The sequence below is a fragment of the Xaviernesmea oryzae genome, from assembly GCF_900109605.1.
Classification (GTDB): Bacteria; Pseudomonadota; Alphaproteobacteria; order Rhizobiales; family Rhizobiaceae; genus Xaviernesmea; species Xaviernesmea oryzae.
This window is the reverse complement of sequence record NZ_FOAM01000036.1, coordinates 1-13,204: the sequence shown is the minus strand read 5'-3', so window position 1 is coordinate 13,204 and position 13,204 is coordinate 1. Positions and strand designations below refer to the sequence as shown.

15 protein-coding genes are annotated in these 13,204 nt (G+C 63.2%); 9 read left to right on the top strand and 6 right to left on the bottom strand.

Features of this window, described 5'->3' with window-relative positions:
* On the top strand, positions 1-340 hold a 340-nt coding region (locus BMX61_RS23930; protein WP_139199006.1), incomplete at its 5' end, for a transposase.
* Positions 341-495: 155 nt separating this feature from the next.
* On the opposite strand, the gene BMX61_RS23925 is transcribed toward BMX61_RS23930, so the two are convergent.
* A complete protein-coding gene (locus BMX61_RS23925; RefSeq protein WP_075625329.1) occupies positions 496-996 on the bottom strand; it encodes a YciE/YciF ferroxidase family protein in 501 nt (166 codons plus the stop codon).
* A 126-nt stretch (positions 997-1,122) separates the two neighbouring features.
* Positions 1,123-1,692, bottom strand: coding sequence for a hypothetical protein (locus tag BMX61_RS23920; RefSeq protein ID WP_075625330.1), 570 nt, complete (start codon positions 1,690-1,692; stop codon positions 1,123-1,125).
* 168 nt (positions 1,693-1,860) lie between these two features.
* On the opposite strand from BMX61_RS23920, the gene BMX61_RS23915 reads away from it, so the two are divergent.
* Complete coding sequence (locus BMX61_RS23915; RefSeq protein ID WP_075625331.1) at positions 1,861-2,124, top strand: hypothetical protein; 264 nt, start codon at positions 1,861-1,863, stop codon at positions 2,122-2,124.
* Positions 2,125-2,216: 92 nt separating this feature from the next.
* Here the strand turns inward: BMX61_RS23915 and BMX61_RS23910 are convergent, their stop codons facing one another.
* The 3 genes from BMX61_RS23910 to BMX61_RS23900 all read right to left on the bottom strand — a co-directional run bounded on the left by BMX61_RS23910 (position 2,217) and on the right by BMX61_RS23900 (position 5,361).
* Positions 2,217-2,993 (bottom strand): ATP-binding cassette domain-containing protein, encoded by a 777-nt coding sequence (locus BMX61_RS23910; protein WP_075625332.1) that lies wholly within the window; start codon positions 2,991-2,993, stop codon positions 2,217-2,219.
* Positions 2,993-4,069, bottom strand: coding sequence for an ABC transporter permease (locus BMX61_RS23905; RefSeq protein ID WP_075625333.1), 1,077 nt, complete (start codon positions 4,067-4,069; stop codon positions 2,993-2,995). The genes BMX61_RS23910 and BMX61_RS23905 overlap by 1 nt, the downstream gene beginning before the upstream one ends.
* 263 nt (positions 4,070-4,332) lie before the next feature.
* Entirely contained in the window at positions 4,333-5,361 is a 1,029-nt protein-coding gene (locus tag BMX61_RS23900; RefSeq protein WP_075625334.1) for a sugar ABC transporter substrate-binding protein, read from the bottom strand.
* Positions 5,362-5,582: 221 nt separating this feature from the next.
* Between BMX61_RS23900 and BMX61_RS23895 the strand changes: the two genes are divergently transcribed.
* From BMX61_RS23895 to tam, 4 genes are all read left to right on the top strand, one after another.
* The gene (locus tag BMX61_RS23895) at positions 5,583-6,830 is read left to right on the top strand and encodes an ROK family transcriptional regulator (RefSeq protein WP_075625335.1); all 1,248 of its coding nucleotides are present in this window, start codon (positions 5,583-5,585) and stop codon (positions 6,828-6,830) included.
* Positions 6,830-7,258 carry an RbsD/FucU family protein gene (locus BMX61_RS23890; protein ID WP_075625336.1) on the top strand — a complete coding sequence of 143 codons (429 nt, stop codon included), beginning with the start codon at positions 6,830-6,832 and terminating at the stop codon, positions 7,256-7,258. The genes BMX61_RS23895 and BMX61_RS23890 overlap by 1 nt, the downstream gene beginning before the upstream one ends.
* Positions 7,259-7,392: 134 nt before the next feature.
* Complete coding sequence (locus tag BMX61_RS23885; RefSeq protein WP_075625337.1) at positions 7,393-8,043, top strand: nucleotidyltransferase family protein; 651 nt, start codon at positions 7,393-7,395, stop codon at positions 8,041-8,043.
* Positions 8,044-8,193: 150 nt separating this feature from the next.
* Positions 8,194-8,958 (top strand): trans-aconitate 2-methyltransferase, encoded by a 765-nt coding sequence (gene tam, locus BMX61_RS23880; protein ID WP_075625338.1) that lies wholly within the window; start codon positions 8,194-8,196, stop codon positions 8,956-8,958.
* Positions 8,959-8,982: 24 nt separating this feature from the next.
* Here the strand turns inward: tam and BMX61_RS23875 are convergent, their stop codons facing one another.
* A complete protein-coding gene (locus BMX61_RS23875; protein ID WP_075625339.1) occupies positions 8,983-9,396 on the bottom strand; it encodes a four-helix bundle copper-binding protein in 414 nt (137 codons plus the stop codon).
* Between the two features lie 176 nt (positions 9,397-9,572).
* On the opposite strand from BMX61_RS23875, the gene htpG reads away from it, so the two are divergent.
* The 3 genes from htpG to BMX61_RS23865 all read left to right on the top strand — a co-directional run.
* Complete coding sequence (htpG, locus tag BMX61_RS23870) at positions 9,573-11,525, top strand: molecular chaperone HtpG (RefSeq protein ID WP_075625340.1); 1,953 nt, start codon at positions 9,573-9,575, stop codon at positions 11,523-11,525.
* A gap of 395 nt (positions 11,526-11,920) precedes the next feature.
* Positions 11,921-12,058, top strand: coding sequence for a hypothetical protein (locus BMX61_RS24860; protein WP_170855015.1), 138 nt, complete (start codon positions 11,921-11,923; stop codon positions 12,056-12,058).
* A 702-nt stretch (positions 12,059-12,760) separates the two neighbouring features.
* A partial coding sequence (locus BMX61_RS23865) for a polysaccharide biosynthesis/export family protein (RefSeq protein WP_170855014.1) occupies positions 12,761-13,204 on the top strand: 444 nt, incomplete at its 3' end.

Sequence of the window (13,204 nt, the reverse complement as noted above, 5' to 3'; positions counted from 1 at the left end):
GGCTTCGCACTACAACGCCGTTCCGGACCTGCTGGCGATACCTGTCGGCAAGCCGAGACTGTTCCTCGCCGACAAAGGATATGACGGTGATTTCCTGCGCGAGGAACTCCTGATCCATGGGATCAGGCCAGTCATTCCGCCGAAGGCCAACCGGAAGAACCCGCCTGCCTGTGACTTCCGGGCATACAAGGATCGAAACCGCATTGAGCGGATGTTCAACCGCCTCAAGCAGTTCCGTCGCGTTGCGACCCGATACGACAAGACCCGAAAATCCTTCTCAGCATTTCTCGCCCTGGCTGCCGCTAAGATATGGCTGCCATACTTTGTCAACAGGACCTAGCATCCGGTCCCTTTTTTGTCGCTGCGTCTTTTGTTCAGCCGCATCCGCATGGGACTCTGAGAAATTTTGGTCGCGAAAACGTCGAGCCAAACAAAAGAAAGCCGATGGCGCTGACGCGCCGCCGGCTCTCTCATTGCAGTCTTCGAAAGGGGCGATCAGGCCGCCTTCTGACCCTTGTCGTTGACAGAGGCTTCCGCCAGCTGGGTCAGTGCCTCGTCGGTGGCGGACTCTTCCTGCAGCGTTGCGTCGAGCAGATCGACGGCTTCCTGCATGCCGAGCTTCTGGGCCCAGGCCTTCAGCGTGCCGTAGCGGGCGATCTCGTAATGCTCGACGGCCTGGGCCGAAGAAATCAGGCCGGCATCAATGGCAGCAGTGCCCTTGTACTCCTCGATGATTTCCTCGCCTTCGGCGATGATCCCCTGAATGGCTTCGCAGGTCTTGCCGCGTGCCGGCTTGCCGACGAGTTCAAACACCTGCTGCAGGCGCTCGATCTGGCCTTCGGTTTCTTCCTTGTGCTTCTGGAAGGCGGCCTTCAGCTCTTCCGACTGAGCGGCACGGGCCATCTTCGGCAGGGCGCGGGCAATCTGGCGCTCGGCGAAATAGATGTCCTTGAGGGTGTCGATGAACAGGTCGTTGAGGGTCTTCTCGGTGGCCATGTCAGTCTCTCCGATCTTGGAAATGGGGTCCTTGGTCAAACGTCTTATGGGGCGGCGTATCCCCAATGGGCGGCACGCGCACATCTTTCAGGCCTTTTCACCAGGCCCCGCGTCGCCGTCCCGGGGTCAGAACCAGGAACGACGACGAAAGTTGCGTGGCTCCATCTCGGCCAGACGATGAAAAAGATCTTTTGACGTCGACTGGAGCTGAGCACCGACATGGCGCGGCGGACGGGCGACAAGATAGACCGCGAGGCTCGCCAAGCCGACGAGAGCGCCGGCCATGTAGGGCCGCTCCTTCGCCTTGTCGCGCACGACAGTTCCGGCCTCGCCGACCTTTTCACCGGCGCGGTTGATGGCGGCCTTGGAGAGGCGACCGAGCGTCGTCGCGATATTTGCAAGCTCTTCGCGCAAGGCGGCGAGATCGGCTTCACGACGAGCGTTCTCGCCGGATGCGTCGCCGTTGCCGTCGATCACCGTCAGCGCATTGGCGCGGTCGATGGCGGCGCGGTCGCCAAAGCCTGCTTCGCTTTCGGTCTTGCGCAGATCGTCCCGGCGGGCCTCTTTGTCGAGCGCCTCGATGTCGGCACGGGCGGCGTCATCGCGCTTGTCGATGGCGTCGAGAGCATCATCGACCAGCGGCGTGCCGTTGGCGGTCAGCGGTGCTTTCGGAATGGGCTGTCCAAGTTCAGTCATGGCAATCTCCCTTGAGTGAGCAACGTCGGGAGACCTAATGAACACGAAGCGAAGATGTTCCCAGAAAGCCGCGCCAGAGCCCGATCCGGAACCCTTTGGGCCATGACGGGTTAGATCCTCAATGCCGCCGGCGCGTCATGCCCGGCCGCTGCCAAGAGGAGGCCCTCGATGGACAATCAGAAACCGACAGAGACCGCCGACGCCAATGCCCGCAAGGAAGATCCGGCCGAGGGATCGCCCGAGATTATCGACCATGAGCTGGCGCGGGCTGAAGAAAAGGCCAGAAAAGGCGGGAATCAGACCAGTGCCCAAGCGAGTGAGCCGCACGCGGCCGGTCCGCATGCCCGCGCCGACCTGACCGACAACAGCCGCACGCCGGGCGCAGGCACGCTTTCGGACGATCAGGCTGACACCAATCCCGGTTCCGGCTGACAGACCTTACGTTACAGGCTTAAACAGCAAACGCCGCGCCTCCTGCAAGGATGCGCGGCGTTTCGCTTTCTAACGCATGTATATAGTGGCGCTTATGCCGCTTCGTTCGTCAGCGTCTTCGCGCCGGTCATCAGTGCGACGGCGTCCGACATGGAGTAGTCCTTCGGATTGATGACCGCCAGCCGCCGGCCGAGCCGGTGGATGTGGATGCGATCCGCGACTTCGAAGACATGCGGCATGTTGTGCGAGATCAGCACAATCGGAATGCCGCGCGACCGCACGCTCTGGATCAGTTCCAGCACCTTGCGCGATTCCTTGACGCCGAGTGCCGCCGTCGGCTCATCGAGAATGATGACCTTCGAGCCGAAGGCCGCCGCGCGGGCAACCGCCACGCCCTGGCGCTGGCCACCCGAAAGCGTTTCCACCGCCTGGTTGATGTTCTGGATGGTCATGAGGCCCAGCTCGGAGAGCTTTTCGCGCGCCACCCGCTCCATAGCCTTGTGGTCGAGCTTACGCAGCACGCTGCCCATGAAGCCGGACATGCGGATCTCGCGGCCCAGGAACATGTTGTCGGCAATCGAGAGCGCGGGAGACAGCGCCAGCGTCTGATAGACCGTCTCGATGCCAGACTTGCGGGCATCCATCGGTGAGCTGAAGCTGACCGGCTGGCCATTCATGCGGATCTCGCCCTCATCGGGCCGGATCGCGCCGGACAGTGCCTTGATCAGCGAGGACTTGCCCGCGCCGTTGTCGCCGATGACGGCGAGGATCTCGCCCGGCATCAGATCGAAATCGGCATTGTTGAGGGCAGTCACGCGGCCATAGCGCTTGATGAGACCGCGCGCGGTGAGAATCGGTTCCTGTGCCATCAGCGAGCTGCCTTTCTGATCCACTGGTCCACGGCGACGGCGACAATGATCAGCACGCCGATGAGGAGATAGGTCCATTGAACATCGGTGCCGAGCAGGCGCAGGCCGAGCGAGAAGACACCGACGATGAGCGCGCCGAACAGCATGCCGAGCACGGAGCCCCGGCCACCGAAGAGCGAGATGCCGCCGATCACCACGGCGGTGATCGATTCGATATTGGCGAACTGGCCTGCCGTCGGCGAGACCGAGCCGATGCGGCCGATCAGTGCCCAGCCGGCCAGCGCGCAGATGAGGCCCGACAGCGTGTAGACCGAGGTGAGCATGCGCCCGACATTGACGCCGGCGAGTTCGGCGGCTTCCGGATCATCGCCCACGGCATAGAGATGCCGGCCCCAGGCGGTATGGTTCATCACGTACCAGAGCAGCGCGACTAGGAGAACCATCGCGACGACGCCATAGGTGAGCACCGCCCCGCCAAGCCGGATGTTGTTGCCGAAGAACTGCAGGATCGGCGCATCGGCCTGGATCTGCTGCGAGGGGATGGTCTCGTTCGAGGAATAGAGGAAGTTCGACGCGAGCACGATCTGCCACATGCCCAGCGTGACGATGAAGGGCGGCAGCTTCATGCGCGAAACGAGAATGCCGTTGATGAAGCCGCATGCAGCGCCGGTGACGAAGCCGCAGAGGATCGCCAGTTCCACCGGCAGGCCATAGCGGAAGGTGAATTGGCCCATGATGACGGAGGAAAGCACCATGATCGCGCCGACCGACAGATCGATACCGGCCGTCATGATAACCAGCGACTGCGCCGCACCGACGATGCCGGTGATGGCGACCTGCTGAAGGATCAGCGACAGCGAGAAGGCCGAGAAGAACTTCGAGCCCAGCAGCAGCCCGAAAACCGTGACCGACACGACCAGGACGATCAGCGAGACGGCGGACGGGCTGGTGTGCAGGAAGTTCTGCAGCTTCTGTAGCGCTGTGCGCTTGGTCTCGAAGGAGGCGACCTCTTTCGAACTGTCCTTGATTACTTTTTCATAATCGTGATGCGGCACGGCGGCCGTCGGCTCGCTCATTGTCATCCTCCGCCTTTGTTTTTTCAAGAAATCGGTCTGGCCTTGCGCTGTGGCGCCTGGATGCCAGTATTCGTCCGGCTGGTTCATCCGGCGCTTTCGGGCTGCGCCACGACGCGCCGGGCGCTGGCGTTCCTGTCCCTGGCCGGGTCATGCCTGCGGCCTCGCATCGGGCGGGCCACGGCGGATACCGGACCTCTTGCGAAGGCCCGGCATCCCCATGTCGTATCAGACGCGGCGCGGCATGGCCGCGCCAGCATCGATAATCAGCCCCAGCACTTGGCGAGGCCTTCCTTCGTGTCGATCGACTTCAGGCCGGAGACCGGCTTGTCGGTCACCAGCGTCACGCCGGTGTCGAAGAAGTCCTTGCCGTCGGTGGCCTTCGGCTTCTCGCCGGTGTCGGCGAACTTCTTGATCGCCTCGACGCCGAGAGCGGCCATCTGCAGCGGATACTGCTGCGAGGTGGCGCCGATGGCACCGGCCTGCACGTTCTTGACGCCCGGGCAACCGCCGTCGACGGAAACGATCAGCACGTCCTTCTCGCGGCCAACGGCCTTGAGCGCCTCATAGGCGCCGGCTGCGGCCGGCTCGTTGATCGTGTGAACGACGTTGATGGTCGGATCCTTCTGGAGAAGGTTTTCCATGGCCTGGCGGCCGCCTTCTTCATTGCCGTTGGTCACGTCGTGACCGACGATGCGCGGATCGTTCTCGTCGCCGATCTTGTTCGGGTCCTTGGGGTCGATGCCGAAGCCGATCATGAAGCCCTGGTCGCGCAGGATGTCGACGGACGGCTGGGCAGGCGTCAGGTCGAGGAAGGCCACGCGGGCATCCTTGGCGCCGGCGCCGAGGGTGTCCTTGGCCCACTGGCCGATCAGCTTGCCGGCGAGCAGGTTGTCGGTGGCAAAGGTCATGTCGGCGGACTTGATCGGATCGAGCGGCGTGTCGAGCGCGATCACGAGAATGCCGGCCTGGCGGGCCTTTTCGATCGTGGGAACGATGCCCTTGGTGTCCGACGCCGTGATCAGGATACCCTTGGCGCCGTCGGCGATGCAGGTTTCGATGGCGGCGACCTGGCTTTCGCTGTCACCGTCGATCTTGCCGGCATAGGACTTCAGGTTGACACCGAGTTCCTTGGCCTTGGCGGTCGCGCCTTCCTTCATCTTGACGAAGAAGGGGTTGGTGTCCGTCTTGGTGATCAGGCAGGCGCTGACATCCGCAGCGGCAGCCGGCGTCGCGAAAGCGGCGGCGGACAGAGCGAGTGCGCTCAGCGCGGTGTAAAGGGCGACTTTCTTCATGGGTCTCCTCCCAGAGAACAAATGTTCAACAAAACCGATGTTGGGCAGGGAACGGGGCTTCGAGCCTTCGTCTGATCGAGCAGCCTCCTCCCGGTGCCCTTGCCTGACGATGCCGATTAACAGCAGAACCTTACGCTTTGTCAATAAATAAATCGAGTTGAATTATTTATCGATGGGCGCTATCCAGAGGTCGGACGTGGGCTGGACGGGAGGAGTCGACCATGTCGTCTCATATCGACGAACCGGCCACCGCCACCGGTAAAACAGGCGGAGCTGCCCCGGTTTTAGACCCGGCAGGCGGCGCCAATCAAATTCGTGTACGCGCCCATAACGAGCGGCTGGTGCTGTCGCTCGTGCGCCTGCATGGCGAATTGTCCAAGGCCGAGATCGCCAGGCGCACCGGGCTCTCCGCGCAGACCGTTTCCGTGATCATGCGGGCGCTGGAGAGCGAAAGCCTGCTTCTGCGCGGCCCTGCCGTGCGGGGCCGCGTTGGCCAGCCCTCCATCCCCATGCGGCTCAATCCGGATGCCGTGCTGTCCTTCGGCGTCAAGATCGGCCGGCGCAGCGCCGATCTCGTGCTGATGGATTTTGTCGGCACGATCCGGCACAAGCTGCGCCAGACCTATGCCTATCCCCAGCCGGAGGTGATCGCCGATTTCGTCATCTCCGGGATCGAGGCGATCGAGGCAGGCCTGTCCGAAAGCCAGCGGCGGCGCATCGCCGGGATCGGCATTGCCGCGCCCTTCGAGCTCTGGAACTGGGCGCATGAGGTCGGCGCGCCCGAAGGCGCCATGGATTGCTGGCGCGAGGTCGACCTGCAGCAGATGATCGCCCAGCGGCTCGACCATGCCGTTTATCTGCAAAATGACGCAACGGCGGCCTGCGGCGCCGAGCTGGTCTTCGGCGTGGGGCCGGCCTATCCGGATTTCGTCTATTTCTTCATCGGCTCCTTCCTGGGCGGCGGCGTCGTTATCAACTCGGCCGTCTTTTCCGGGCGCACGGGCACCGCCGGCGCGTTGGGGCCCCTGCCCGTGCGTGGCCCCAATGGCGAGAACCGCCAGTTGCTGGAAGTCGCCTCGATCTTCGTTTTGGAAAAAATGCTAAGAGCCGAAGGCATCGATCCTGAACCGCTCTGGTATTCGGCCGACGACTGGGTCGATTTCGGCAAGCCGATGAGCGACTGGATCACCAATTCCGCCAAAGCGCTGGCCCAGGCTGTCGTAGCGGCGGCCTCGGTCGTGGATTTCAGCGCCGCCGTGATCGATGGCGGCTTTCCCGCCTGGGTGCGCAAGCGCCTGGTGGATGCCACGCTTCTCGAAACCAGGCGGCTCGACCTTCAGGGCGTGCTGCTTCCCGATATCGTCGAAGGCGCTGTCGGACCTCATGCGCGGGCAATCGGTGGGGCCAGCCTGCCGATCTTCTCGCGCTATCTCATCGATACCAATGTCTTGTTCAAGGATCCCGTCTGATGCTCAAAGGTCTCAATCCGCTGCTCAGCCCCGAATTGCTCGCCACGCTCCGCGCCATGGGTCATGGCGACGAGATCGCGGTGGTGGACGGCAATTATCCGGCGCTCGAACATGCCCGCCGGCTGATCCGCCTGGATGGCCATGCCCTCGTTCCCGTGGTCGACGCGATCCTCAGCGTCATGCCGATCGACGATTTCGTGCCGGAAGCGATCTTCCGCTCGACCGTCAAGCAGGAGCGCGACCGTCTGGATCCTGTCCATGAAGAGATGATCGCCTGCTGCGCCCGCCACGAGCCGAACCAGACGGTCGTGCCGCTCGTCGGCGACGCCTTCTACAGCCGCGTGAAGGCAGCCCACACCATCGTCCAGACCGGCGAGCCCCGCCTTTACGCCAATATGATCCTGCGCAAGGGCGTGATCTATCCCTAAGCAAGACCGGATATCGCAAATGCGGATCCGTCCATAAGGTGACGCGGCCGGCAGGCGGGAACGCAATCCCCGCCTGCCGGTTTGCTTTTGAGGGAGAAGACGTTAGAACATCGGTCATGACGGCAGGACGATGAATGACGGATCAGCCTGACACGGACGCGGAAACGGCAGACGAAGCGCCAGCCCTCAGGGTCGAAATCCTGATTCTGGCCGCAGGCTCCGCCCGGCGGATGCGCGGTTCGCACAAGCTGCTGGCGCTGTTTGACGGCGTGCCGCTGATCCGGCGGACCGCCGACATCGCGCTCTCAAGCCGTGCTGCTGGCGTGACCGTCGTGACTGGTCATCGCCGCGATGCGGTGCACGCCGCCCTCACGGGCCTCACCCTGCGGCTGATCGACAATCCCCACTATCACGAAGGCATGGGCACGTCGCTTGCCTGCGGCGTCTCGGCGCTGGACACGGCCGACCCGGATGGCATTCTGGTCATGCTGGCGGACATGCCCCAGATCACTGTCACCCATCTCGACAGTCTGCTCGGCCGCTTCGAGCAAGCGCAAGGTGCCGCCGTGGTTCGCGCCGCATCGGGGGAAAAGCCCGGCAATCCCGTCATCCTGCCACGGCCGCTCTTTCCCCTGCTCACAACCCTTGCCGGCGACGAAGGCGCACGCCGGATCATCGCGGCAAGCGGCATGCCGATCATCGACCTCGACCTCGGCCCCGCCGCCCTCTTCGACATCGACACGCCGGAGGCCCTGACGGAGGCCGGCGGCGTGGTGTCGGGGTGAAAAAGCCGGTCTCCGCTCGCGCAGTGACACTTTAGGGCCGACTTTCATCGAAGCGACGCCGGCATATTTGCTTCACGATCCAGGTCTATCACGGGCGAGAGCCACGTCGGGCAGGCACTGCCCGCCTACCGGAAAGAAGGAAAAAAGCCGATGACCTGGTCCGCTACCCAATATCTCCGCTTTGAAGACGAGCGCACGCGTCCGGCGCGCGATCTCCTGGCGCAGGTGCCGCTTAAGGCCGCGCGGCGGGTGGTGGATCTGGGATGCGGGCCGGGCAACTCCACGGCGCTTCTGGTGGAGCGCTTCGGCGAGGAGGCCGTGAGCGGGATGGATTCGGATGCGGATATGCTGGCGGAAGCGCGCCGTCGGCTTCCCGCCATCACATTTCTCCAGGCGGACCTGGCCGGCTGGGCTCCCTCGTCGGGCACGGACCTGCTCTTTGCCAATGCGGTCTTCCAATGGATTCCCGATCATCTCACCGTGCTTGCAAGGCTTCTCGAAAGCCTGCCAACAGGCGGCGTGCTGGCCGTTCAGATGCCGGACAATCTCGATGAGCCGACCCATCTCCTGATGGAGGAAACGGCCAGATCAGGCAGTTGGGCCGAAGCCTGTGTCGGTCTGCGCCGCCCGACCCTGCCCGCACCGGCGGACTATTACGACCGTCTGTCGCCACTCTCGCAGCGGCTGGATATCTGGCACACGATCTATCAGCATCCGATGGCCGATGGCGCGGCAATTGTCGAATGGGTGAAGGGAACGGGGCTCCGGCCCTATCTGCGGGCGGCCGGCGCGCAGCAGGAGAGCGCCTTTCTGGCGGATTACGGCAGCCGGATCGACGCAGCCTATCCGCCACGCGCCGATGGCCGGCGTTTGCTGCGCTTCCCGCGCCTGTTCCTGGTTGCGACGCGGGCGTGATGAAGGCCTTGCTATAGGCTGCCGTCAGTGAACCTGCTCCAGCACAGCGCGGCAAGCCTTGGCGCAAGATTCGCAGGTCTGCGCGCAGAGACGGCAATGCTCATGCATGCCGGCATGTTCGCCGCATTCGGCAGCGCATGTTTCGCAGGCGCGCATGCAGGCCGCAACCGCCGCGCGGATGACCTCGACATTGTCGCCCACCTGCCGTGTGGCGATGCGCCCGGCGGCATGGCAAAGATCGGCACAGTCGAGATTGCGGCGAATGCATTGCCGCAAGTGTTCCAGACCTGGCTCGGCAAGGCAGGCATCTGCACAGGCGGTGCAGGTCTCGGCACAGGCTGTGCAAGCCTCGATACAGGCGCGCAAAACCTCCTGCGGCGCAAAGCCGGTCGCGGAACCGGCGGTCGGATGGGTTGCAAACATTGCGCTCAGGGTCATCTTGGCCTCTCCATGTCGGGGATGAATGGGTTTGAACCGGATCTGCACAGGCGAAGTTCCCGCCAAAGAGGCGGACCGGCCCGGTTCCCGCACAGGCCGGCCTTGATTTTCACTCTCCGGCTTGCCACCTGACGGGCGCAATTTCCGACATTGTCTGGACAAGGAGAGATTTGGCGATGACCACCGCGACCGCAGAAAAGCCGAGCGAACATCATAGCTTCGAGGCTGATGTTTCCCGCTTGCTGCATATGATGGTCCACTCGGTCTATTCCGATAAGGACGTTTTCCTGCGCGAGCTGATTTCCAACGCGGCCGATGCCTGCGAGAAGCTGCGCTATGAAGCCACCACCACACCCGGCCTGGCCGCTGGCGAGGGCGAAGCGCGCATCGCCCTGACGCTGGACGAGGAAGGCCGGCGCCTTACGGTGGAGGACAACGGCATCGGCATGAGCCGGGCCGAGCTGATCGATGCGCTGGGCACCATCGCCCGCTCGGGCACCCGCGCCTTCATGGAGCGGCTGCAGGCCGGCAAACCGGCCCGCGATGCGAGCTCCGACGAGGAAAAGGAAAGCGAAGGCGGCAAGGCAGAGGGCGACTCTGCCCAATTGATCGGCCAGTTCGGCGTTGGCTTCTATTCCTGCTTCATGGTTGCCAGCCATGTCGATGTCGTCTCGCGCCGGGCCGGCACGGACGAGGCCTGGATCTGGTCGTCGGATGGCAAGGGCAGCTTCGACATTCGCGCCGCCGATCTGGCCGAGGCGCCTGCACGCGGCACGCGCATCACGCTGCATCTGATGGACGAGGCCAAGACCTATGCCAGCCGCTTCACGGTGGAGCGCATCGTCAAGGCGCAGTCGGGCCATGTTCCGGTGCCGATCGACCTGATCGAAAAACCCGATGCGGAACCCGCGCGGCTGACGGATGGTACCGCGCTGTGGACCAAAGCGCGCAGCGAGATCACCGACGAACAGTATAACGACTTCTATCGCGGGCTCTCGGGCCAATACGACACACCGGCGCTCACCGTGCATTTCCGGGCGGAAGGCCGGGTCGAATATACGGCGCTCGCCTTTGTGCCGACGGTCGCGCCCTTCGATCTCTTCGATCCCGATCGGCGGGGCCGGATGAAGCTCTATGTCAAGCGCGTCTTCATCACCGACGACGCCGACGTGCTGCCGCGCTATCTGCGCTTCGTCCGCGGCCTTGTGGACACGGCCGATCTTCCTCTCAATGTCTCGCGCGAGATGATTCAGGAGAGCCCGGTTCTCCAGGTCATCAAGAAGGGCGTGACGAACCGCGTGCTGTCCGCGTTGGAAAAGCAGCTTGCCAACGACCGCAACGCCTATGAGACCGTCTGGTCTGCGTTCGGAAGCGTCATCAAAGAGGGGATTTACGAGGATTTCGAGCGGCGCGAGCAGCTTCTCGCCCTCTCGCTCTTCAAGACCACGGCCTCAGGGGACGGCCTGCGCACGCTGGATGATTATGTCCGGGACGCCAAGGATGGTCAGGACGCGATCTATTATATCAGCGGCGGCAACCTCGATCAGATCAAGGCTTCGCCGCAGCTCGAAGGGTTCCGCGCGCGCGGCATCGAAGTCCTGCTGCTGACCGATTCCGTCGATAGCTTCTGGGCGATGAACGCGCCGAAATTCAAGGACAAGGCCTTCCGCTCGATCACGCAAGGCGGCGCCGATCTCAAGCGCTTTCCCTTGCCCGATGCGGGCGAGAAGAAGGACGAGGCCGAGGAGGCGCCAAAGGCCGACGCCTTCCTCGCGCTTGCCCGCAGCCTCCTGGCCGAGGAGGTCAGCGATGTCAGGGCGTCTGATCGCCTGACGGAAAGCGCCGTCTGCCTTGTGGCGCCCGAGGATGGCTATGATCGGCAGCTGGAAAAGATCCTGCAGGATGCCGGCCGCCTTCAGGGCGCGACCAAGCCGATCCTGGAGGTGAACCCGGATCATCCGCTGATCGCCATGCTTGCGCGCATCGGTGAGGAGAAAGCGTCGCTGCGCGAGGATGCCGCAAGGCTGCTGCTGGACCAGGCCCGCGTGCTCGACGGCGACAAGCCGGCCGACCCGCGCGCCTTCGCCGACAGACTCTCGCGCCTGTTGGAGCGAGCGCTCTCGGCCTGATTCGCGCAAGAGCGAAGGGCGGAGCTTCCACTGGGCCGCAAACGCGCCGGATATGACAAGGCCGGCATCGGCCGGGCCGATGAGACGACTTATTCCTGACGCATATGACGAAGGCGCCGCACCCGGCAAAGGTGCGGCGCCTTTTACTTGCCAGGCGGGTCCACGCATGTCCAGGGGCGAGGCAGACTGGGGAAGGATCGGCATCCAGGATCCGGGTCCCATTCTCGGCCAGACCCGCGAAACAGGGGCAAAAAATTAAGTATTCCCTTACCTTAACTAGAGATTTCGGCGCCATCTGGTTCAAAGCCCCGAGCGGCGCGGGTTTTTACTGTGCCGCCTTACGACACGTCAATTCTTCGATGGTAGATCTCGAAAATGGGCAGATCGGAGCAGCTATGACGATGACCTGGCGATTGAAGTCTCTGCTGGCGGCCAGTGCGGTTTCCGTTGCACTTTGGAGCGCAATGACTTTTGTTGGTTTACAACTTCATGAAAACCCGCCAAGGGTGATGATGCTGGGCAGAACGCTGTGATCTATACGCGCAATGCCCTGGACATTTGACAGGGTTCCATCGGCGGAAGAGGCGCCGCGATGGCGCCAGGAAAGATTGACGAGAGGGAAACGGGGCCCAGGGGCATTGCCGACAATCTGATGCGCATCTGCAAGACAACGGGACAGAGGCTGCCTTCCTCCGTCCACGGCTTTAAAGATGCGCGATGACGCGCGCCTGGCGCAGCGGGCCGCTCTTTAGAAGCGGCTTGTCAAGCCAGAGACGTCGAGATGTCGTCAGGAATAGGCCGGGCGAGAGAATAACGGGGATGACCGCCTTTTGCAGGAAGCGACTGTTCCCATTCGTGTAAGAGTTGAATGAATATGTCGGAATTGAGCAGGCGTTAACGCAGCCTACTTCGCTCGGTTAACCTCTTGTTCATCTTCCTCTTTCGTCGGCGTCCATAAGATGCCACTCCCTTGGTGTCGGCCTATGGATGGGCAGCCATGCCCGATCCGGAAGGCTGACGATTTTGAAATGCGGCATCAGGCCCGGCGTCGGGATCGACAGGGGCATGATGCGGAAATGTCAGCAATTGCTGACAAAGTGTGGACCGAACAGGCCGATATCGCCCCGACGTCGATGAGGACGCCGGTGGCGCCGTGTTCGATCTTGATGACCAATGAAGGCCTTGACCCGATCCGGCAGGATCGGCGGGGCGACGGATGAACGGTGAAGGTGCCCATGCGCAATGTTCTGCTTGTGATCGGTGTGTCCGCCCTCGCCCTTTCGGGCTGCACGTCGACGCCGACGGCTGGGCCGACCTTCAAGCGGGTGGAAGCGCAGGCCTCCGTCAAGGTGAGCTCGCCCAACAAGGAGCGGCGCGCCGGCGTGGATTATGCGCTCGTCGATATCAACAAGACGGTTCTGGGCCTGTTGCAGTCGGTCAAGGCGGCCGACAGCTTCAAGGGCTTTGGCGGCGGGCGCGGCCCGGCGCCCAACCTGCCGCTCGGTGTCGGCGACATCGTCCAGGTTTCGATCTTCGAAAGCCAGTCGGGTGGTCTGTTCGTGCCGTCGGATGCCGGCAGCCGCCCGGGCAATTACGTCACCCTGCCCAACCAGACGATCGGCAAGGACGGCGCCATCATGGTGCCCTATGCGGGCCGCATTCCCGTGGCCGGGCGCAGC